This window comes from Nocardia sp. NPDC059236, from assembly GCF_042754085.1.
Lineage (GTDB): Bacteria > Actinomycetota > Actinomycetes > Mycobacteriales > Mycobacteriaceae > Nocardia.
Genome location: NZ_JBHZAF010000036.1, coordinates 25,801 through 46,650 on the forward strand (window position 1 = coordinate 25,801; position 20,850 = coordinate 46,650).

The 20,850-nt window shown below is 64.6% G+C and carries 25 protein-coding genes; 12 read left to right on the top strand and 13 right to left on the bottom strand.

The genetic code is table 11. From position 1 onward, the window contains the following. Positions 1-76 precede the first annotated feature (76 nt). Together ACFXIV_RS45410 and ACFXIV_RS45415 are read right to left on the bottom strand one after the other, a co-directional pair. Positions 77-268: a hypothetical protein gene (locus tag ACFXIV_RS45410; RefSeq protein ID WP_379403684.1), complete on the bottom strand. Its 192-nt coding sequence runs from the start codon at positions 266-268 to the stop codon at positions 77-79. Positions 269-558: 290 nt separating this feature from the next. Then, positions 559-1,503, bottom strand: a complete 945-nt coding sequence (locus tag ACFXIV_RS45415) for an alpha/beta hydrolase family protein (RefSeq protein ID WP_379403685.1) — start codon at positions 1,501-1,503, stop codon at positions 559-561. 168 nt (positions 1,504-1,671) lie between these two features. Between ACFXIV_RS45415 and ACFXIV_RS45420 the strand changes: the two genes are divergently transcribed. After that, on the top strand, positions 1,672-2,241 hold the full coding sequence (locus ACFXIV_RS45420) for a TetR/AcrR family transcriptional regulator (RefSeq protein WP_379403707.1): 570 nt from the start codon (positions 1,672-1,674) through the stop codon (positions 2,239-2,241). A 115-nt stretch (positions 2,242-2,356) separates the two neighbouring features. Here the strand turns inward: ACFXIV_RS45420 and ACFXIV_RS45425 are convergent, their stop codons facing one another. Together ACFXIV_RS45425 and ACFXIV_RS45430 are read right to left on the bottom strand one after the other, a co-directional pair. Further along, positions 2,357-2,953, bottom strand: coding sequence for a hypothetical protein (locus tag ACFXIV_RS45425; protein ID WP_379403686.1), 597 nt, complete (start codon positions 2,951-2,953; stop codon positions 2,357-2,359). Positions 2,954-3,016: 63 nt separating this feature from the next. Further along, a complete protein-coding gene (locus ACFXIV_RS45430; RefSeq protein ID WP_379403687.1) occupies positions 3,017-4,054 on the bottom strand; it encodes a fused (3R)-hydroxyacyl-ACP dehydratase subunits HadA/HadB in 1,038 nt (345 codons plus the stop codon). Between the two features lie 288 nt (positions 4,055-4,342). Between ACFXIV_RS45430 and ACFXIV_RS45435 the strand changes: the two genes are divergently transcribed. Next, positions 4,343-4,621, top strand: coding sequence for a hypothetical protein (locus ACFXIV_RS45435; protein WP_379403688.1), 279 nt, complete (start codon positions 4,343-4,345; stop codon positions 4,619-4,621). A 172-nt stretch (positions 4,622-4,793) separates the two neighbouring features. Here the strand turns inward: ACFXIV_RS45435 and ACFXIV_RS45440 are convergent, their stop codons facing one another. Continuing rightward, positions 4,794-5,366, bottom strand: a complete 573-nt coding sequence (locus ACFXIV_RS45440; RefSeq protein WP_379403689.1) for a TetR/AcrR family transcriptional regulator — start codon at positions 5,364-5,366, stop codon at positions 4,794-4,796. A gap of 76 nt (positions 5,367-5,442) precedes the next feature. On the opposite strand from ACFXIV_RS45440, the gene ACFXIV_RS45445 reads away from it, so the two are divergent. The 6 genes from ACFXIV_RS45445 (at position 5,443) to ACFXIV_RS45470 (ending at position 10,123) form a co-directional block, all read left to right on the top strand. Next, positions 5,443-5,913 carry a cupin domain-containing protein gene (locus ACFXIV_RS45445; RefSeq protein ID WP_379403690.1) on the top strand — a complete coding sequence of 157 codons (471 nt, stop codon included), beginning with the start codon at positions 5,443-5,445 and terminating at the stop codon, positions 5,911-5,913. A 776-nt stretch (positions 5,914-6,689) separates the two neighbouring features. Then, positions 6,690-7,592, top strand: a complete 903-nt coding sequence (locus ACFXIV_RS45450; RefSeq protein ID WP_379403691.1) for an alpha/beta hydrolase family esterase — start codon at positions 6,690-6,692, stop codon at positions 7,590-7,592. A gap of 188 nt (positions 7,593-7,780) precedes the next feature. Then, positions 7,781-8,257: a contact-dependent growth inhibition system immunity protein gene (locus ACFXIV_RS45455; RefSeq protein WP_379403692.1), complete on the top strand. Its 477-nt coding sequence runs from the start codon at positions 7,781-7,783 to the stop codon at positions 8,255-8,257. Positions 8,258-8,450: 193 nt separating this feature from the next. After that, a complete protein-coding gene (locus ACFXIV_RS45460) occupies positions 8,451-9,374 on the top strand; it encodes a helix-turn-helix domain-containing protein (RefSeq protein ID WP_379403693.1) in 924 nt (307 codons plus the stop codon). Position 9,375: 1 nt separating this feature from the next. Then, positions 9,376-9,909, top strand: coding sequence for a dihydrofolate reductase family protein (locus ACFXIV_RS45465; RefSeq protein WP_379403694.1), 534 nt, complete (start codon positions 9,376-9,378; stop codon positions 9,907-9,909). A gap of 40 nt (positions 9,910-9,949) precedes the next feature. Then, positions 9,950-10,123, top strand: coding sequence for a hypothetical protein (locus ACFXIV_RS45470; RefSeq protein WP_379403695.1), 174 nt, complete (start codon positions 9,950-9,952; stop codon positions 10,121-10,123). Between the two features lie 711 nt (positions 10,124-10,834). Here the strand turns inward: ACFXIV_RS45470 and ACFXIV_RS45475 are convergent. Beyond that, on the bottom strand, positions 10,835-11,311 hold the full coding sequence (locus ACFXIV_RS45475) for a hypothetical protein (protein ID WP_379403696.1): 477 nt from the start codon (positions 11,309-11,311) through the stop codon (positions 10,835-10,837). Positions 11,312-11,465: 154 nt separating this feature from the next. Between ACFXIV_RS45475 and ACFXIV_RS45480 the strand changes: the two genes are divergently transcribed. After that, positions 11,466-11,684: a hypothetical protein gene (locus tag ACFXIV_RS45480; protein WP_379403697.1), complete on the top strand. Its 219-nt coding sequence runs from the start codon at positions 11,466-11,468 to the stop codon at positions 11,682-11,684. A 94-nt stretch (positions 11,685-11,778) separates the two neighbouring features. Here the strand turns inward: ACFXIV_RS45480 and ACFXIV_RS45485 are convergent, their stop codons facing one another. From ACFXIV_RS45485 to ACFXIV_RS45495, 3 genes are all read right to left on the bottom strand, one after another. Beyond that, positions 11,779-12,222, bottom strand: a complete 444-nt coding sequence (locus tag ACFXIV_RS45485; protein WP_379403698.1) for a hypothetical protein — start codon at positions 12,220-12,222, stop codon at positions 11,779-11,781. A gap of 188 nt (positions 12,223-12,410) precedes the next feature. Continuing rightward, positions 12,411-12,851 (bottom strand): hypothetical protein, encoded by a 441-nt coding sequence (locus ACFXIV_RS45490; RefSeq protein ID WP_379403699.1) that lies wholly within the window; start codon positions 12,849-12,851, stop codon positions 12,411-12,413. A 502-nt stretch (positions 12,852-13,353) separates the two neighbouring features. Continuing rightward, positions 13,354-14,079 (bottom strand): DUF4232 domain-containing protein, encoded by a 726-nt coding sequence (locus ACFXIV_RS45495; RefSeq protein WP_379403700.1) that lies wholly within the window; start codon positions 14,077-14,079, stop codon positions 13,354-13,356. A 220-nt stretch (positions 14,080-14,299) separates the two neighbouring features. Here ACFXIV_RS45495 and ACFXIV_RS45500 point away from each other — a divergent pair, with 220 nt between their 5' ends. Continuing rightward, positions 14,300-15,040 carry a GNAT family N-acetyltransferase gene (locus tag ACFXIV_RS45500; RefSeq protein ID WP_379421467.1) on the top strand — a complete coding sequence of 247 codons (741 nt, stop codon included), beginning with the start codon at positions 14,300-14,302 and terminating at the stop codon, positions 15,038-15,040. A 200-nt stretch (positions 15,041-15,240) separates the two neighbouring features. Here ACFXIV_RS45500 and ACFXIV_RS45505 read toward each other — a convergent pair whose 3' ends face one another. After that, positions 15,241-16,113 carry an aldo/keto reductase family oxidoreductase gene (locus tag ACFXIV_RS45505; protein ID WP_379403702.1) on the bottom strand — a complete coding sequence of 291 codons (873 nt, stop codon included), beginning with the start codon at positions 16,111-16,113 and terminating at the stop codon, positions 15,241-15,243. A 128-nt stretch (positions 16,114-16,241) separates the two neighbouring features. Between ACFXIV_RS45505 and ACFXIV_RS45510 the strand changes: the two genes are divergently transcribed. Further along, a complete protein-coding gene (locus tag ACFXIV_RS45510; RefSeq protein WP_379385297.1) occupies positions 16,242-16,685 on the top strand; it encodes a winged helix-turn-helix transcriptional regulator in 444 nt (147 codons plus the stop codon). Positions 16,686-17,149: 464 nt separating this feature from the next. On the opposite strand, the gene ACFXIV_RS45515 is transcribed toward ACFXIV_RS45510, so the two are convergent. Further along, on the bottom strand, positions 17,150-18,103 hold the full coding sequence (locus ACFXIV_RS45515; RefSeq protein WP_379403703.1) for an aldo/keto reductase: 954 nt from the start codon (positions 18,101-18,103) through the stop codon (positions 17,150-17,152). Between the two features lie 100 nt (positions 18,104-18,203). Here ACFXIV_RS45515 and ACFXIV_RS45520 point away from each other — a divergent pair, with 100 nt between their 5' ends. Continuing rightward, positions 18,204-18,824, top strand: a complete 621-nt coding sequence (locus ACFXIV_RS45520) for a TetR family transcriptional regulator (protein WP_379403704.1) — start codon at positions 18,204-18,206, stop codon at positions 18,822-18,824. A gap of 730 nt (positions 18,825-19,554) precedes the next feature. Here the strand turns inward: ACFXIV_RS45520 and ACFXIV_RS45525 are convergent. Together ACFXIV_RS45525 and ACFXIV_RS45530 are read right to left on the bottom strand one after the other, a co-directional pair. Beyond that, positions 19,555-19,995 (bottom strand): hypothetical protein, encoded by a 441-nt coding sequence (locus ACFXIV_RS45525; protein WP_379403705.1) that lies wholly within the window; start codon positions 19,993-19,995, stop codon positions 19,555-19,557. 519 nt (positions 19,996-20,514) lie between these two features. Beyond that, positions 20,515-20,736 carry a hypothetical protein gene (locus ACFXIV_RS45530; protein WP_157184744.1) on the bottom strand — a complete coding sequence of 74 codons (222 nt, stop codon included), beginning with the start codon at positions 20,734-20,736 and terminating at the stop codon, positions 20,515-20,517. Between the last annotated feature and the right edge of the window lie 114 nt (positions 20,737-20,850).

Consider the following 20,850-nt stretch of genomic DNA (forward strand, 5'->3'; position numbering starts at 1 on the left):
GCAATCACTGCTCTACCGGGAGTTCACTCGACTCTCGAGCGTCATGCACCCATCACCGGAGTTCTCAGACGCTCACTCAGATGCACCAGACGACACTGCCGAGGGGGATACACCACGTAGCTGATCCGAACGATCCGTCGACCGGAGTGGCGGAGGGCGACGGGGGCGCCGTGGCAGTCGAATCGGCAGTGGCCGCGGGCGCGGCGAGGACGAGCAGGGGCGCGGCAATAAGAGTCGCGGCAAGGGTTTTGATGATCTTGCTAGACATTTTGCTTCCTTACAACGAGCTTTATGACGTCCGGGTACTGGGCGGCGCTGCCGAGCTACCGGACTGGGTCTGCGAGTGCGTCACATGCCGAATCGACTTTGCGACACCCGATTCGCTCCTTGGTGAAGTTCATGATGCGTCCCGACAGAAACGCGCATTCTCGCCGGCCGACATCTGCAGCATCGACCAGACCGGACAAGACGTCATTTGGTACCGAGAAAGACGCCAGTATCAGCTTACCGCTGGCTACCAGAACACTGAAGCCGGTCACCGCCTTGCGATGGGTGCGTCTACTTGTGGTCGATGCGGCCGATCGGATCGATGGTCTGCGCGAGATCGGTCTGCACCTGCTTCCATGCCATGTCATCGATTCCGAGGGCGCTACAGAGGTAGGCCCACGAAGCCTTCCGGATCAGCGCGACGCGGTCGGGGCTTTCGTCGGTGGTGTCCTTGGCGTTGTAGCCATGGATTCCGCCCAGTGAATGATCGCCTCCGAAGATGGTGAGCAAGCTTTGGGCGCCAGGGCTGTAGGCGTAGACGTCGGTGAACCAGTCGGGGCCGCGGGTCGAGAGATGGGATTGATCGTGATCGCCCGCGACCACGAGGGTCGGTGTGGTCAGGTTGTCGAAGTTTGGGTTCATGAAGGAGAAGTTCTCGGCGGCGAACGGGGTCAGGGTGTCGCCGCCGAGGCCGGTAGTAGCAAGCAGGACACCGGCTTTCACCCGCGCATCGGTCAGATCGGGTCCAGGCCGCCCGTCGGCGCCGAGGACGCGTGCGCCGAGCAGGATGCCGACGGTCTGTCCGCCCCAGGAATGTCCTGCGACGGCAATACGATCGCGGTCGATGCGTTCGTCGAGCCCTGGAATCGCGGCAGCGATCCGGTCGAGCTGGTCGAGTACCTGCGTGACGTCGCGGACTCGGACGCGCCAGATGTCCGGGTAGCGGGGATCGGCCGGAGTGAGGCCGAGGGTCCGTGAATCGAGGAACGTGGGCTGCACGACGACGAAACCGTTGCCGGCCCAGAAGTCGACCAGCGGGTCGTAGGAGGACATCGACTCGCCGTAGCCGTGGGCGAGCACGACGATGGGCAGACCGGTGCCGACGGTGGGTGCGGATACGCGCACCTGCAGGTCGTCGCCGCGTTCGGACGCGGGCAGGACGACCGGTTTGACGCTGATGATCGGGGTGGTCAGGGCGGGCACAGCGCTCGGGGCGGCAGTGTCTGGTCCGGGCATGGGGTTTCCCTCCGATAGTGATGAGCGCTGCGCCGTGGCGGGGTCGAGAATCCGCGCGAACCGCGGATATACTCAAGCGGAGCACTGTTCCGAATATACGGAGCAGTGTTCCGCTTGGCAACCGTTGCTGTGAAGAAGGGAAGTCACGTGGGCGCACACGATGAGCGGATGCCGGCCACCGCCAGTTCGGCCAAACGCGCCGACGCGCGACGGAACGAGCGGGCCCTGCTCGATGCCGCGGCATCGGTGTTCGTCACCCATGGCGTGGACGCGCCGGTACGCCAGATCGCCGCCGCGGCGGGCGTCGGCATGGGCACGATCTACCGGCACTTCCCCGCGCGAGCGGACCTCGTCGCGGCCGTCTACCGGCATCAGATCGACGCCTGCGCCGAGGCCGGGCCCGCCCTGCTCGCGGCGGAGTCCTCACCCTTCGCCGCACTGCGTCGATGGGTGGATCTGTTCGTGGACTTCCTGGTGACCAAGCATGGACTCGCCGCCGCGATGCGCAGCGACCCCGACCGCTTCACCGCCCTGCACACACTGTTCCTCGACCGACTCGTGCCGGTGTTCGACAGTCTCCTCACCGCCGGCCGCAACGCCGGCGAGATCACCGCCGACGTCTCCGCCTATCAACTGCTGCGCGCGATCGGCGACATCTGCGCGGGCGCAGAGCTGGTCGACCCGAACTACGAGGTGCATCTCACCATCGGCCTGCTGCTCGACGGGTGCCGGCGGTAACGACCGCGAAATTCGAAGGTGCACAGCCACATCCGGCCACGCATCGCCACTGCCACCGCGCCGGGCCGCAACCACCCGATACGCACCAAACCCTTGCGCCCCAAGCAATTCTGGGCTATCGGGTATCAAGCACCATCGTCATAGGAACACGGATCTCACCGCCAGGCTCGAAATGCAGGACAACCATGTCCTGATTCCAGTCGATGCGCGGCTCGGTGCTCCAAGTGAGCGGTATCGCCACGACGTGACCGCGCGGTACCCCGCCGTCGACCAACTGTCCGAGCCAGACTTCGTAGCGGTCGAGATCCATCGGGCTATGTACTCGTTTCACCGCGGCGGCGTAGTTGTCGGCCGACGATGCCGGATACGTTTGAACCGTATCGGTGCGATGCATGAAGAATCCGGCTGCCGCGACCGTCGTAATAGCCACCCCGCCAACGAAACCGACGATCAGTCCGAGGAACGGTCGCCTTGCCGACCTTCGTGCATCCACCCCATCCCGGGACGGCGTCGGTTTCGTCATGGGCTCATCATGCCGTGGCAGGCGCACCTTCTTGCCGCGGGATCGTTGCAGCTGTGGGTTCATGCCGATCAGCAGCGACGTCGAGAACTCACGATGAGATCCCGACGCCAAAATCTGCCTTGCCGCATGCCGAACCGGCCAACGCGGACCGGTCGGCGGCGAGACCGACTGCGGCGCAGGAACATCCACTTCTGTCGATGTGCACGCTCGGTACACATCAGATCGCCGAGCGCGTCGTCATGGAGTCACCGGCTAACTGAGGCGAACGTCTATGGTGGCCAGACCGAAGATCTTGCGCCCAGCGGACTTCGCGGTGAGAACGACTGTGGCGGTTCTGGTTTCTGGGTCGATCGATTTGATCCGGCCGCTGAACTCCACGTCCCCGGCCGAGACGGCTCCGACGACGGTGTAGTTCGACAGCCGGGCTCCGTACCGGATGATGGCACCGGGGTCGCCGAGCCAGTCGGTGACAAACCCCGCCCCGAGGCCCATGGTCAGCATGCCGTGCGCGATCACATCGGGAAGGCCGGCCAATGAAGCGACTTCCTCGTTCCAGTGGATCGGATTCACATCACCGGCGACTCCCGCGTAGTTCACCAGGTCGCCCCGCGTCAGTCGGACGGCCCGGGCCGGTAGCTCGTCACCGACGGCGATGTCCTCGAAACGGATTGCTGTGTGCGGCAAACGTGTTCGCGAGACGTGCGATTGCCGGGGGGCGGCCTGTGCAGGCTGATCGGCCACTGGGTGTCCGGCGGGTGGCGCCGAGGCTGCGGGCGAGGGCGCGGGTTCCAATCCGCTCATGATCACGCCCTCGATGGCATCGCCGATGTCGGCATCGACGTCATCGCTGGTGATGCCGACGACCGTGGTGTGCATGATCTGCACGATCTGGTCGGACTGGTCGGTGAATGTATTGGTAATGGTGAGCAGGTCCTTGCCTGCGACACGGCGAACCGCGGACAGTTCGACATCACTGATCAATCGGTCACCGGCCAGGACAGGCTTGTACATCTCGAAGACCTGGTCGGTGTGCACGAACATGTCGTAGCCGGCCAGGACGTTCTCGAGCAGAGCACGATTGGCCCGCATCGCCACGATCGAGGCGAACGTCGCCGGCGCGACCAACCCGGCAAACCCGAGCTCATTGGCAGCGGACTCGCTCCAGTGTGCTGAATGGGAGTCCTGGACAGCTCGCGCGTATTCGCGGATCTTCTCCCGACCAACTTCGTAGTAGTCATCGACGCGATAGCGATAGCCGATCAGCCCGGCCACATCGAATGCTGCTTCCATCAAGCCTCCCCTTCATCGTTCGACCAACCTCAGACCCGGATCCGCAGAGCCGAATTCATGAGCGGGCACCACTCTTCCACAGGACAGCAAGCTTGCTGAGGAGAACAAACGGCCTTGCCAGCGAGTCGGCCGATGCCTCAGCACAGGGCCGAAGCGCATCCGACGGGCTATCGGCACGCCGCTTCAGCTAGGACGAGGTCCGCTGAACGCACCCAATTGCCACATAGCGCGTGGCGGCGAGTCCAACGTCAGACTGCGGCATACCGCCTGCCCCAATACGCTTCGGCCGTGCCCAAGATCAGATTCACCAACCCGCACTCGGACAAACCATTCTTGATTTGGGTTGAGCCATGGGCAGAGGAGTACTGGCTGCGCCCGGGCGATGTGTTCATAGTCGAGTTCGATGAAAGCGATCGCGCAGAACAGATGATCGGCGACGCAGACTTCGACGTGTCCTGGTACGACTTCGGAATCTCGGTGTGGACAGCGTCAGGCAACGACGTCGCGGTGCTCGACCAGTCAGGTACCAAGCTCGAACACGGCCACCAGCGACCCAGCGACAACTGAACTCCTGCAACACGCTGTTCGATATGCGCGCTCTATTGCGCGACCCGCGCGGTTCGAGGCGGCTACACGGCCGCCTGAAAGACCAACAGCTCGAGCGAGTCCGACCGCCGGCACTGCACGCCCATGCCCGTTGCGTCGCTTGACCTAAATAAAGCGGTGATACGCACCCAGGCTAGACCCGCAGCCCGTCGGACAGCAGAGTGAGCAACCGGCGCCAGTCGCCACTGCCGGAGCGAATGGTGGCGGACAGTGCGCCGACGACCATGTACACATCGGCGACGGTCAAGTCCGGGCGCACCGTTCCAGCGGCCCGGTCGGATTCGATGAGCGCGCCGAGGATCTCGGCGAGCTGTTCCAGCGCAGCGCCGCGCGGTTCACTACCGCGCGATTGACGGGAGGCTTCGATGGCGGCGGACAATCCACTGTCGGCCGCCAGGGTTTCGCCGACATGGGTCAGATAATCCAGCACTGCCCGGCCGGGCTCGGCGTGGTTCAGACATTCGGTGCGCGCATATTCCTCGATCTCGGCGAAGCGTTGCGCGGCCGCGGCTTCGATCAGGTCGGCCTGGGCCGGGAAGTGCCGGTACACGGTGCCGATCCCGACACCCGCGGCCCGCGCCACTTCCGGCAGTTGGACCTGGCTTCCCCGCTCCGCGAACAGGTTTCGCGCGGCTTCCAGGATGCGGTCACGATTGCGGGAGGCGTCCGCACGCGGCTTGCGCGCCGGCGACAATGGGCTTGACACTCGGGTCCCCTTCCGACCTACACTCGAAACGGATCCGGATTCCGGTTCCGTTTCTCTTGAGTCGGAGGATACCACCATGTCCCACAATCGATTTCTGCTGCTCGACGCCGGCGCGGCCCGCCCCGGCCGCCTGCCCCTGCCGCCCGCGTTCGCTGTGAAGGCCACCACCGCCGATACCGAAGGCCGCTTCTCGCTCCTGGAAGTCACCCTCGCCCGCGATATCCCCCGCCACACCCATCACGTGGCCGACGAATGCATCTACGTGCTCGACGGCACACTCGAGGTGGAATTCGACGACCGCGTCCAGCACGCCACCGCCGGGATGTTCGTCCTACTCCCCCACGGCATTCCGCACGCCCTGCGCTGCGCCTCCACACCCCCGCCTCGCCTCATCCAGATCTCGTCACCGGGCGGCTGGGAGTGCTATCTGGAGGATCTGATCGAGGCGGGGCCGGCCGTGCTCACCGCGGGTGCCCTCGACCCGGCCAAGATCAACCCGATCGCCGCCAGGCACCAAATCCGGTACGAGGAACCCACGGTGGCGTAGTACTGCAACGGCACTCGTCGGTCAGGTGAGTGGGTAGCCCGTCGCCGGTAGTTGGACAGGCGAGTGGTATTGGCGGCATCGCCGCCACCTCGACCAGGACCAGAATGTGCTCGAGAAGACCTTTGTCGGAGAAGCGAACACCGTTTTCCGAAGCAGAGGTCGAGGAGGTGGGGCGGCGGTGGCGATACGGGCAGGCGATCAAGGTGCTCGCCCAGAGATGCGCCGGCATCCATCGACGATGCGGGACTTGCCCAAACGCTGTGGTGAAGTCCCTCCCGCGTCGCCGCAGAACGTCCACTACTGCCGCTACCCGAGCGCTCAGGCCGGGCACCCCGCGGTCGGCGTTCGCGCTGAGCCGCGCGGGATCATCAATCGGTGCAGTCCTACGAGTGCGCGTTCCGCGGCGATCCGGTCCACGACACGAGCGCTGGGTTTCGTGTTCTAACGGTGTCCGCTCCCGAGGTACAAAGTTTCCAAGAGCTTTTCACACACCGGCGCTGTTTGGTCGCCGCGCTGCGTCCCTCGTTCCCGCTCAGCGAAGTCCTCGAACCCACAGCGGTAGAACGGACATGCTGACATGCCGCATACCGCGCTGACCGAACCGGCCAGCGCGGCTGCGTGGAAGATCAACGGGCAGGGGTCATCTGAGCCCGCCGACCGAACGTCGTCAGCGCGCGGTATAGCCGATGGGCGGGCGCGTTGAACCTTCGTCCACGCTTCAATGCAGGACAGGTAAACTGCGCAGTTAGGCTGTATATCTCACTACGGGGGGATCGATGAAGACCGTGCACTTGCGGGTCGATGGGCGACGACGGTCGTTCGCGCTTCGGCTACCCGCCGCGCCGCGTGCGGACTTGCCGCTGGTGCTGGTTCTGCACGGCAACCGTTCATCTGTACTCGGACCGCTCCAGCGCTTCGCCGATTCGATATCGCGGCGCACCAACGGTTTTGGCGCGTGCGCCGATCGGCATGGCATCGCGGTGGCCTATCCGGAAGCTTTCGGCGGCGCCTGGGCGGACGGCCGCGGTGTCACCACCGGTGACCGACATGCGGTGGACGACGTCGCCTTCCTGCGGACAGTCGCCAAGTGGTGCGCCGATCAGCACGGCACCAGACATGACGGATTGCTGTTGGCGGGCATCTCGAATGGCGCGTTCATGGCGCACCGGATGGCGCTGGAGGCCTCCGAATCGGTTGCGGTGTTTGCCGCGATCGCGGGCGGGTTACCCGCCGAATTGGCCGACCTGCAGCCGACCCACGCAGTCTCGGCGCTGCTGATCAACGGAACCGCCGATCGGGTTGTCCCGATCGAGGGCGGACACTCACGACGCCGCGGCCCGAATGGCGAACTCCGCGGACGGACCCTCTCACTTGCCGAAACTGCTAGGCACTGGGGCGAAATCGATCGCTGCGCCGCGGACGAGACGGTCGAAGAACGGCCGGCAGGTTCCGACCCCAACCATCTGGCGGTAACCCGGCGCGCCGTCGGCGGTGGCGTCGGCGGGACTCGCGTGGAGGCATGGACCATTCACGGCATGGGCCACACCTGGCCCGGCGCGCCCGCCCCCCGAATCCTCGAGCCAATACTGGGCAAGACCCCACAAAACGTCGATGCAGCTGAAGAACTGTGCAACTTCGCCCTTCCCCTACTCATCCCGGCCGACGACCGCCGACTCTGAACACCACCAGTCAGTCCGTTCAATGCGTCTCATCGCTCCGCCCCGCAGTCGGCGTATCGACAATCGTGAGACTCGCGGCAAACGTAAATGCACGCTAATGCCGCATGGCGCGCTGTTCAAACTGGCGACGCTACCGTCGGGCGAGTCCTGACAGCGGATAACTATTGTGCGCGAACGAGCAGAGCGCGATGGAGGTAGCGACGGCGGTGAAGCACGTATCCGGCGGCGAAGAATTCCCGCAATCGATTGAGGACGTCGAGGGCGTTGTTTGGCCGATACACCCTTCGGAGGCAACCAGCTTGGTTCGGACAGTCCACAGGCTGCGACAGGTTCCGATAGGAGAACTGAGTACCGAGGACCTGCGAATCATGTTGTCGCAGAACGTCGGAACCGCAGCAATCCTGCCCCGGACACTTGACCGGCTGGAGGCGAATCCGCTCGCTGCTGGTGACTTTTATCCGGGAGATCTGTTGCGTGCCGCGCTCCGGCTTCGTCAGGACCAATGGTTAGGCCCGGCAGGGCTCTTGGACAAGGCGCGGGGCATTGCCCGGCGAGCGGATGCGATGATCGCGGAGCTGGACGGCACGCAAGCTCCAGAGCTGCGCCGCTTGATCCTCGAGTTCCTGTCAGACCGATCCGGGTTCGATCCAGGTCGAACGCACTGAACTGCCGCTGACCGCGCTGACCGAACCGGCCAGTGAGAGGCAGGCGAAGGTCAACTGGCCCTGCTGATCCGGCGCTGGCGGAACGCATCATTTTGCAGTGTGAGTACGGCCTGAACCCGTACGCCGAGGTGGAGTCGGAGGCTGAGCAAGATCGGTCAAGCGGGTTTCGGGGCCGCGTTGGCAGACTCGTCGTGTGGCCAAGACCGGACGAGATCGACTACGCGAACTGCTCGACGCGGTGCTGGACGAGAACAACACCACGCTCGGTGCGATGGCGGCTGATGCCTTCGTTTCGCCGTTCCATTTCACCCGACAGTTCTCGCGCGGTACCGGCGAGCCGCCGGTGGCGCTGAAGCGGCGGGTGCTGCTGGAGCGGGCGGCGTGGGAGCTGTCGACGGGTAAGTCGGTGACCGACGTCGCGTTCGCGGCTGGGTACGACTCGGTGGAGGGTTTCAGCCGCGCGTTCAGCGCCGCCTTCGGGCATCCACCGAGCCTGACTCCCGCGGACGAGCGCCGACGGTGGTTGCCCACGAGCAATGGCATCCACTTTCACCCACCCATGTCGCTGTGGGTGACGAGTGCGCCGAAAGAACAGGCCGTGCTGGATCCCACGACCCTGCTGATCCATCACGATATCGACGACACCCGCGAACTCCTCGGTATGGCAGCGCAACTCGACGAATCGCAGTACCGGCGGGTGCGATTTCCGGGCCTGCTGGTGGAGTCGTTCCGGGGGCCCGAGGAATCCATTGCCACCGTGCTCGCCCATCTCATCGAGTCGAAGGAGGTGTGGCTGGCCGCGATCGACGGCGAGGACATCCCGACGGCCGCCAACGACGCTCTCCCGGAATTGGTGAAACGCCATGAGCGCGTAGCGGTTCGGTGGCTGGATACCATCCGCGATCTCACCCGGCGTGGCGGGTGGGACGACACCCTGATCGATGCGCTGTGCGAGCCGCCGCAGAGCTTCGTCATCGGCAGCGTGATCGCCCACATCCTCAGCTACTCCACCCACCGCAGGTATCTCGTACGGCATTGGCTGCGAACCGAGTTATCCATCGCCGGAACCGAAATCGGAGACGGCGATCCCATCGAATGGCTACACCAGAGAGGATGACGTGACCTTCAAGACCGTCTACCACACCGCTACCAGCCTGGACGGCTTCCTGGCGACCCCCGACCACAACCTGGATTGGCTGCTGTCTCGGCAGGTCGACTGGGACGGCCCGCTGGGATTGAACCGGTTCGCGGCTGGTGCGGGCGCGATCGCCATGGGCTCGAGCACCTATCAATGGATCAATGAGAATTCCACCGAGCCCTGGCCTTACAACATGCCGACCTGGGTGTTCACCCATCGCGAGTTCCCGGCCTTCGACGACGGCCGCGACGTCCGATTGACCTCGAAGCCGGTGGAGGTCGTACACAAGGAGATGGCCGCGGCCGCCGACGGCAAAGACCTCTGGCTGATGGGCGGCGGCGAGCTGGTCGGCCAATTCGCCGATCAGGGCCTGCTGGACGAAATCATCGTCTCCATCGCCCCCGTCACGCTGGGCGCGGGCGCACCCCTGCTCCCCCGCCGTCTCGAACTGAAGACCACGGAAGTCGCCCATAACGGCGAATTCGCCTGCGTGCGTTACTCGGTCGTGCGCTGACGCCCCACCATCCCATTCATCGCGGTAAGGATTTCGGAGTATGGCATACAAATTGTCGCGCAACGTGATTCGTGGCGCGTTTGGCGTGGTTGCGATGAGTGCGGCCGTCATCGGCGGCGCCGACTCTGCTTCAGCGGCCGCGGTGAGCGTCGAGCTGGCAGCGGTTCCGGGTGCGGCATTCCCGATCGGGTCGGGCAATACCGGGTCCAGCTGAACCGGGTCCGCCGGTGACGGATCGATCATCTGCTGGCTGCTCCATCCAGCCCCACCTGCCAGATCTGACAGTGCTCAAAACACCATGCCGGCTTCGAGGATCGAAGGAGACAAATGTGAGCATCAGAAATACAGTGGCGGTGGGGGTATCGAGTGTCGCCCTCGTGCTGGCGGCCATGATGAGCGCGGCGGCGAGCGCGGACCCGGCCCCGCTCCGACCATCGGCAGCTCGAACATCCAGTGCTTCATCCAGGTTCTGCTCAACGGCGAGATGCCAGGGATCTACTGATATCGCCCCGCGGTCGGGCAACCGTCTCCAGAACCACCTGATGCCCATGGCCAGCTGGCTCCAGCGAACGATCTCGTCCTCCGTCGCTGGAGCCCGCAGCTCTCGCGGGTCGCCTACTGCCGCCAGAGCCATCCCATGCCTGCTTGTCTTCACCCGCGGTGAGGAATCGTCGGTCCGATCGCGATCTGGTCGGCCACGTCGAGAACACTTCAGTGAGAGATTCGGCGCTGAGGACAGCCAGGATCGCCCTGGTCCAGGCCGGAATGGGCGGGGTGAGCGAAGTCGGATCGGTCAGGAACTCGTCGACTGTTGGTTACCCGTAACCGGCACCGGCCGCGCCGATTCCACGAGTGGAACGTCACCTTCTCACAAGAACGTGTACTCGTGGCGAGAAATGCAAAGCTCGCACTGGTCCAGTGGCAGTCACGCCTGATAAACGAGATGGCAGGCAGGGTGGGGAAGCTGGCTGGAGCCGGCGTTCGTCAGGCTGTTGGCCAGCGAGCTACCCGCGTTCAGCGGTGTCGGAGGAGTGTAATCGGCCTCCATCTTGCTGACGGGGCCGCCGGTCGCACTGGTTTGGGTCGCGACCACGTGGAACGGGGTGTGGGAGCAGTCGAGCGCGAGCTCGATGTGGTACGACCCGTCCGACGACGGTTTGGGTGTGAACGGGCTCCCTGCAAGCACCGCGCCGTTGATCGTGAACGAGACAGGTGTCGCATCCGTGAGGCCGGCTTGGATGTCCGCGTAGTCGCAGCCGCCCGAGAACCCCTGAGGGACGCACGTTGTGGTCAATGTGGTGATCGTTGCGGAGGCGGGTGCCGCGGCCATCACGAGACTGGTTGCGGCGGCAACGGTCACAATGCCGAACGCGTTGGCGACCAATGATTTCAGATGCATCACACAGGGCTTTCTCACTCGATCCGCCCCGGCGAAGAAGCTCGCGGGGCGATCGAAAGTCTAGCCAGCGGAACAGGATTCTGAACTGAATCGTTTTCACAGCTTTTGGGGTGTTGACGCCGTTGATCATGGTGGGAGTCCGCGTGTCGTTGTAGGCGTGGAACACCCGCATTTGCAGCATGACCAGAGCGAACGGCGCCAGTACAACATCGACGACGTCCTCACCACCAGCGGTGGCGTCGTGATCCGCTTCGGCGAACCACCGACACCCGTTCCCGCACCGTTCGCCAGCCTGCTCATCGAGCTGATCGACCGCCGCACGAACATGCGGACCGCCGGCGTTGCAAACGTCCGGAAATGCCGCATACCGCGCTGACCGAACCGGCCAGCGCGGAGCATCGGAAGATCAACTGGCCGTGCCGATCCGAGGCCGGCGGAATGTCAGCTATTGCCGATGAGCGTGCGAGGGGTCATCGGCCCGATCTGTCATTGCCGGCTGGGTATTCCGCATGGATGTCGCCGCCGAACAACTTCCAGTAGAAGGCGTTCATCCTCGCGGCGGCGGGTGCGTGCCGGGTCAGGATCTCGGCCACAACCGGCGACACGTCGTCGGGGATGTGGCCGGCGGCGCACTGAAGGACGTACTCGTTGCGGGCAACCGGGCCGCCGGTGGTCGGCAGCGGTATCCCGCAGACATCGGTCACAAGCCAGTTGACCAGTCGCATGGCGGCGTAGTCGGCGTCATGGCGGGCGTGCCGTTCAGCGAAGTCGCGCTCGGCGGCCGACAGGTCGAAAAGCGGCGAGGTAGCACGGTCGGTCGAACTCCATCCGCTCTTGCACGGACGTCCTGCCGCAAACCGCGCTGACCGATCTGGCCAGCGCGGCGCGGTGGAAGACCAACCGGCCGTATCCATCCGAGGACGGCCGAACGCACCGCAATGCCGATGACCGAGCAGTATCGACTAACAACGTCGGTGGATGTCAGCGACCACGAACTGTGCGCAGTCGGGATACTGCTGGCCCAGAACAGAATCAAAAGCGGCTGTTCTTGCCGCCCTGCCCGCGTAAACGGTCAAATGATCGGGCTGCCGCGTAATCCGATCTAGGTCGTCGTGGTGCCGGACCAGCCGAAGTCGAAGCTGTGTCCCTTCGAATTGCACAGGATCCCGCCGCGCCCGCCACCACTGCACGTGGCGCCCGCGTAGCTGATGGTCGAGCCGTATCCGTTGCCCTGCGGGAGGGTGTTGGCATCGGAACGACCGTATGGACCGAACACGCCGAAGGTCGGGTGCGCGGGCAGGAACGGCACATCGATGGCGAGATCGGTCACCGGAATCATGTTCAGCCACCTGGCGATGCCGGGCGCGATGTCACAACCCGTCGTGCCATCCGACTTGATCGAACACTGCGCGGGACCCACGTTGAAGTAGACGGTGTCACCGATCATGTAGTCGTTCGGATTCACCGCATCCGCATTGGCGGTACCCGCACAGGCCATCGAAATCAGTGCTGCGGCCACGGCCATACCAGCGAAGGCACGCATTCTCATTCGTTCTCCCCTCTGAGTTCGGTCCGACCAGATCTCGGACACTGCACGTTCCCTTGAAGTGGCGAGTTTTCTTGAGCCAGTTAACGATACGATCAGACAGCACGAAATCGAGGCAATCGGTGAAACCACCATCGGACTGCGATCGAGAAGATCGATCCTGACGATCGGTTCGCGCCGGAACCGGTCCCCGCGGCCCGCTCCTGGCTAGCCGAACGACCCGGTTCGGAACGCATTGTATGCACTTTCTCCGCCACATAGTGCACGGTTCGAAACGGCCATGGGCTCAGTGTCATGGGCCCCGGTCGCAGACCATTGACTGCCGCATAGCACTTCACGACCGTCAACCCCTTTACTCTCGCCGAGCTGTGGAGTGGACGCGGCGAATGTGCCCGAGGAAACCGACGTGGCCGGGATCATCGATACATGCGGTTCTTCCGTGGCCGGCCCTGTGCACCAAGGTGATTCCTGGGCGCCGGACGGCGGGGAGTTGCTCGGGCTACGGGGTGATGGGGTGTATGACGACCGAGCAGGGGTACATGCTGCCGGTCTCCACCGGTTGGGTGGCGGTCATGTCGGGTGGAGTGACGTTGAGGGTGTGGGATACCGGGCAGGGGCGGCCGTTGTCGGTGGTGGTGCTTTCGACGATGGCGTGGGCGGGCTGCCCGGGCTTGATCGTCACCTGCTGTGGGGTCAAGAAGCTGTGGTCGGGGTTCTGGCCGTAGACGGCGCTGTACAGGGAGCGCCGGGCGTGCACCCAGTTGTTGCCCGGGGCCCACATGTCGACGCCGGGGTAGCCGACCATCCAGCACGAGGTGTCGCCAGTGGTTTCGAAGATCAGCGCGGTGCCGGCGTAGTTCTGGTTCAGGGCTGCCAGGTTTTCGGCGCGGACATGGATCTGACCGTTCGTGCATTCCGCGATGGGCGCGACCGTCGGCGTCGGCGCCGTGGTCCCGGTCGAACCATCGCCCGCAACCGGACTACCTCCGCCGGATGGCTGCCCGCCGCCGGAATCCGGCGAGCCCCCCGACCCCGGCGAAGCAGGCGCACCGCTGGGTGCCGGCGTCCCACCCGAACCCGTCGGACCGCCGGTCGGAACCGAGCTCGACACGGTGGCCGGACCCGGCGAAACCGTCAGCGACCCATTTCCGTTCGCGGTGCACCCAGCGGTCACCGCCACCAACACGCCGGCCAACACTGCCACACCCGCGGTATTTCGCTTCATGATCCGATCACTCCCTCGTTCGCGCCGTATCCCGTTGCACTGCAAACCGATCGGCGACACTGCTGCAACGATTGACATATCTGCGCAACCGCCCCGAGTGTTAGCGAACAAGAATGTTCCCAATCGCCGGTGCGGCGTATACCCCCGGGTCGGAGGGAGGCGCTCCGCTGCCGGCGATTACGGCGAGCCCACCTCGACCACCTACCGGCCGCGTGCGGTCATGGCGAATACCGTGCTGACCGAACAGGCCAGTGCGGGGCATCGGAAGATCAACGGGCAGAGCGCCGTACGACCGCCTGCAGTGCGCGCTCATGCCGAATGCGGCGCTTCACGAGGACGGTGGATATCCAGTTGCCGCGCATGCGATTGGATCACCACTATCGCAGGCATGGACGTGGAATTGTCGCCGGCACTTGAACCGGGCGTAGGACCTCCGCAACGAATCGACTTGGGGGACCTGCTGATCCGTCGCTGGCAGCCGGAGGATCTGATGGCCCGGTTCGAGGCGATCACGACGTCCTTCGAGCATCTCCATCCCTGGATGCACTGGCTGGCCGAACCGACCACCCTGGAGCAGCAACGCGCATTCGGTGAGAACGTCGCACAGGGCTGGCCCAGTGCCGATCGCGGTTTCGACTACGGCATCTTCGGTAGTGACGGCACAGTACTCGGCGCGATCGGCGTGCACGACCGTCTCGGCCCCTCGGTGCTCGAGATCGGTTATTGGTGCCACGCCGAGCACACCGGACGCGGTGTGATGACCCGCAGCGCGGACGCGCTGACCCGGATCGCGATAGCGCTGCCGGGGATCGACAGACTCGAGATCCACTGCGATGCAGCCAATCTGCGCAGCGCCGCTGTCGCACACCGGCTCGGCTACCGACTCGACCGGATAGCCCCCCGCGAAAAGCGGGCCCCGGCTGAATCCGGTCGCGGGATGTACTGGATCAGGCAGCGGTAAGCCTCTACGAGTTCAGCAGGGTCTCCCACGAGCCATCCGACGATCCTCGCGACAACGCACTGATCTGCCGCATACCGCGCTGACCGAACCGGCCAGCGCGGGGCGCCGGTGGTCGGAACCTGTTGCGGTGCAGAACGTCCGCTATTGCCGAGTTGCGTGTGTTCGTTGGTCACGGTCCGCGGTGGCAGCGCGGAATTCGGTTAGTGGCTGATCTTTTCCAGTTCGTCGATTTCGTTGTCGGAGAGCGACATTCCCGCGCCGACGAGATTCTCGCGCAGGTGGATCGTCGATGAGGTACCTGGGATCAGCAGGATATTCGGTGATCGATGCAGCAGCCAGGCCAGGGCCACTGACATCGGTGTCGCATTCAACCGGTCGGCGGCGGCCGACAGCGCCGCGGACTGTAGTGGACTGAAGCCACCGAGCGGGAAGAAAGGTACGTAGGCGATGCCCTGCTCGGCGAGGGTGTCGATCAGTTCGTCGTCTCGACGGTAGGCAAGGTTGTACATGTTCTGCACGCACACGATCGGCGCGATCGTCTGCGCCTCGGCGACCTGTTCGGCCGTCGCGTTGCTCACGCCGAGGTGGCGGATCAGACCCTGCTGCTGGAGTTCGGCGAGGGTCTCGAACGGCTCTGCGAGTGAACCGGACTGTGGCCCTCGAGCATTGCCGAGCCGGAGGTTGACCACGTCGAGCGCCTCGAGACCGAGCGCTTCCAGGTTCTCGTGGACGGCGCGGCGCAATTCTTCGGGTCGTCGGGCCGGGGGCCATCCACCCTGCTGATCTCGGGTCGCCCCAACCTTGGTCACGATGTGCAGCTGTTCGGGGTAAGGGTGCAGTGCTTCGCGGATCAGCTGGTTTGTGATGCGTGGCCCGTAGGCGTCGGCGGTATCGATGTGGGTGATGCCGAAGTCGACGACCTCGCGCAGGACGGCGAGCGCGCCGTCGCGATCGGCAGGCGGACCCATGACCCCAGGGCCGGCGAGTTGCATTGCGCCGTAACCGAACCGGGTAACAGTCAGGTCGCCCAGGGTCCAGGTTCCGCCGGGAAGCGAAGGGGAGGGTGCGTTCATACCTCTGTCTCTCATCTCGAGCCGGTTGGTCTCTGCTGGTGTCCTTCTCCATCATTGACCTGTAACTTCCTGATAGGAAGTAGGCACCTCGAAGTGCGTAACTCACCCACAGGTTGGAGAAGCCGCTGATGGCAACGATGACGGCAGCCCAGAAGAGAGCGCAGTCCAAGGCCGAATACGACGCCTTCCTGGCGGCATGCCCGAGCCGCAAACTGCTGGAACGGATCTCCGATAAATGGGTCACACTGATCGTGACCGCGCTCGGCAACGGCGGGTCACATCAGCCCGGCACCCCCTGCGCCGGCGAGCCGCGTTCGATGCGCTACTCGGAGCTGTCGCGCCAGCTGGCAGGCGTCAGCCAGAAGATGCTTACCCAAACCCTCCGCTCCCTGGAGCGAGACGGTCTGATCACCCGCACGGCAATACCGACCGTGCCCGTGACGGTCTCCTACGAACTGACCGACCTCGGCCTCTCGCTGCACCGATTGGTTCGCGAGATCAAGGGCTGGGCCGAAACGCACATGGATGAAGTGCTCACCAACCGCGCAGCACACGACACCCCCGTCGACTGAACCACGCAACCCAAACCCGCCCTCTTCCCCCACTCCAGCAGGACTACTGCATATGGTCAGCGATAGCGAGCTCTCATGGCGCATACCGCGCTGACCGAACCGGCCGCGTGGGCATCGGAAGATCGACGGGCAGAGGGTCGTATAGCTGGCGGCAGTGCTCGCTCATGCTGATGTGAGATGAGTTGTAGTACAGGCAATCCGGAATGTCATGAGGTATGCCTTAGCCTGGTGAAAGACGTCGCCGCATGTCACGTGGACGCCAGGATCGCACTTCTGGATTGGTCTGTGTCATGCTGCGGCTAGTTGGATCCGTCCAGCGGCTGCCGGCGGCCGGAACCTGTTGCGCTGCAGAACATCCGGAAATGCCGAATGTGGTGCGGCAGTTGACGGGGATAGTGGTGCAATCGCGCCGGATCTCGTTCGAATGTGCCGGCCCGCGACGGCCTCTCCTCACAGTGGGCTGGTTACAGCCAGGGTGAGGGTGTGCCGCGGCCACCGTGGCCGCCTGTGGGCGCGATCTCGTTGATGCGTGCGAGGTCCGCCGCGGTCAGTGTCACGTCAGTGGCGGCGATGTTCGCGGCGACGCGGTCGGGATTACGGGAGCCGGGGATCGGCACATTGTAGTCGCGCTGCACCAGCGTCCAGGCCAGCGCTAGCTGCGATACGGTCATGCCCCTCGAGGCGGCCAGGTCGGTGAGCTGGTCGACTATGCCGGCGTTGGCGTCGTAGTTGTCCGGGTTCCACCACGGCATCCGGGTCCGGAAATCGGCGGGCCCGTACGCGTCGGCGGGTTTCGCGGTACCGGTCAGGAACCCGCGGGCCAGTGGCGAGTAGGCGACGAACCCGATCCCGAGTTCATCCAGCAGAGGAAACAGGGGTTCGGCGTCACGGGCGAAGATCGAGTATTCGGTTTGCAGCGCCGAGATCGGGTGCACCGCATGGGCTTTGCGGATATCGTCCGGGGCGGCTTCGGACAGACCGAGGTAGCGGACCTTGCCGGCGGTGACGAACTCGGCCATCGTGCCGACCACGTCCTCGATCGGCACCTGCGGGTCGACGCGGTGCTGATACAGCAGGTCGATCGAGTCCACGCCGAGGTTGCGCAGGCTGGCGTCGACCACCTCGCGGATATGGTTCGGACGAGAATCGGTGCCGAAGCTGGGGGTGAATCCGAACTTGGTGGCGATGACCACCTCGTCGCGGAACGGTGCCACCGCCCGGCCCAGCAGCTTCTCGCCTTCGCCCCACCCGTACATCTCGGCGGTGTCGAAGAACGTCACTCCCAGCTCGCGGGCGCGGCGGATCGCGGCAACGGATTCGGTGTCGTCGGTGGCGCCGTAGCCGATGACGGTGCCCATCGCGCCGTAGCCCATCGCCGACACGGTCAGGCCCTGTGTGCCGAGTGTCCTGTCCTGCATGAACGCCTTCTTCCTTGGTCGAACCGAACTGTTCGGTTCGACGCTACGCTCGAGGGTTCACCTGGTCAAACAGAACGGTTCGGTTTGGTAGGGTGGGTAAATGCCGTCCCCGTCTCGTGCCAACTCGACACGTGACCGGATCGTCGTTGCAGCGAAATCCGAGTTCTCCCGACACGGGATCGCCGGTGCCCGGGTGGACCGGATCGCAGCGACGGCGAAGACCGGCAAGGAACGCGTCTATGCATATTTCCGCAGCAAACAGGACCTCTACCGGTTCGTCGCGGCCCAGGAGCTGGACGCGGTGGCCGAGGCGACGCGAATGGACCCCACCGACCTGCCCGGCTACGCGGGCCGAGTCCACGACTACTTCACCGCCCACCCCGACAACCTCCGGCTGATGCAGTGGGGACAGCTCGAATTCGCCGGCGACGGACCCGACGACGCCACCCGCGACACGATGACACGCAAGACCGAGCAGCTACGCCGCGCCCAGCGCGACGGTCACCTCGACCCCACGTGGGACCCGGCCGACATCCTCATGTTCGTCAATCAGCTCGCCATGTCCTGGGCCGGCCACCCCAGCCTCACCAGACCAGCCACGCCCGCAGGCCAGGAACAGTTCACAGCCGATCGTCGCGCGGCCATCGTCGCCGCCGTCGGGCGACTATTCCCCGCCTCCCCGCCAACAGCGCCTGAACCAACCAGCGAAAAGCCCGCCTAACGCCGGATCCAGTTCGGCTACACCACTAAGCCTTTGACTTCACGACAAGAGGCGCGGGAGTTTGACTTACGTTGCCGAAGCCGCGTGGTGGACGGCGGCGGCGAGGCGATGATGTTCGGAGGTAGGGCCAGGTGGAGGAGAACCGGCGCCGAATGTATCCGCAGGTGATGCCGCTGCGCAGGTCGGTGAAGGCTTCCGAGCCCGCGGAACCGTCGTGGCCGAACGCACGGGCGCTGAGGGACGGGTACTGCCAGCCTTTGCCTGGAACCCGAGCGCGTAGTGCTTGTCCGATTGAGGCCGTGTACCGCGGCGGTGTAGAGCCCGGCGAGTCCGCGGGCGTTGCTGACTTCGCCGCACGAGGCTGGGCCGAGCGCGCGGACACGTCGGGTAATGGCGAAGGCCATCTGCTCGCGGCTCTGACGTGCGGCAGTGCTCGCCCATGCTGATGCGAGATGAGTTGTAGTACAGGCAATCCGGAATGTCATGAGGTATGCCTTAGCCTGGTGAAAGACGCCACCTCATGTCACGTGGACGCCAGGATCGCACTTCTGGATTGGTCTGTGCCATGCTGCGGCTAGTTGGATCCGTCCAGCGGCTGGCGGCCGGAACCTGGTGCGCTGCAGAACATCCGGAAATGCCGATGAGCGATCGCCGAGGAGATCGGCCAGTGAGTCATCGACGATCGCGGAGTTCAAGTACCCGGCTGGCACGCTGCGTGAGAGTCGAGCGCTCACTGCCTGTCGATCCCCAACAAGGGAAGATCCAACGGCCGGTTGCCCGCGCGGGCATTCCACGCTGTGTACACCAGCAGATCGGGGCTGGGAACGTGGAACGCGTCCCGCAGGCCAACTATCACCATGGTGGCCAACTCTCGACCGGCCACCGGCTGCACCGACCGAGGCACCTGGAACCACCAGTTATCCCAGTCGATGTCAGGAGGATGCCAGCCAGCGCGCAGTGCGAGCTGGTGCCCGGGATTGTGCAGCCCGGCGTTACGGTCCAGGTCGGCGTATGCGCCTAGTTCGGCGTGCAGCATGTCTTCGGACTGAGCGAATTGGGCGAAGCCGGGCTGAGTGTCGGGTTCGTCGGTATCGATCAGAAGGATCGCCCCGTCGGGGAGGAGGGCAAACTGGTAGGCGAGTCCACGCGCGAATTCGTCCCAGCTGGTCACCGTAGCCCCTTGTCCAGCCATTCCGGCCGCCTCGTCCTCGATGACAAATAGCGTGTTGGCTTGAAGTCCAGCCCCGGCATCGAGTCTCCGATATATCGCGAGTTGTAATGTGCCGCAAAGACTACGAGCCTCCACCGACACTCTGCGCCTGGCCGACCCAGCAGGGGCATAGTGCTGAAGACCGGCGGAGCCAGAAGCATCCGGAACTGCCGCATACCGCGCTGACCGAACCGGCCAGCGCGGGGCAAGTAAAGATCAACGGGCAGGGAGCATCTGACCCTGCCGACCGGATGTCGTCAGTGCACGGTAATGCCGATGACCGAGCGGCTTGCCGCCCGGGAAATCAGCCCAGCTACCGGTCTGCCACTCGATGGATCTGGCAGCGGATATGCTTTTCGGGCGTCCGCCACTGCTGCGGATTGCGTCGGCTGGGCGCTTCGGTGACTGGGGCACAGCCAGATTCGCTCACCGGCATGGCCCCGAAAAGTCGCCACGTGAATCCGCGGCAGTGGCCGGGAATCAGCGGGTGGCGTCAGGAACCCACATGTACCCGCTGATCCCGGTGTTGACGCAGATGACAGGTTCCCCGGTGTTCACATCCCACGTCGGATGCATCAACTCGCTGTGTGGACACCAGGTGTTCACTACCGGCGTCGCCGTCGCCGACGCCGACCCGGCCAATCCGATGACCGCCGCCGCAATGACTCCGCCGAGGACGGCTGTGCTCGCGAGTGCCTTCACTGTGTTCTCCCTTCCTCGTCTGACAAGACCACTCTGCGAGGACGGCGTTAACGAAACCTTGGGGTTCGCTTATCGACGGTTCGCACGATGCTCGACAACAGTTGGACGCGGCAA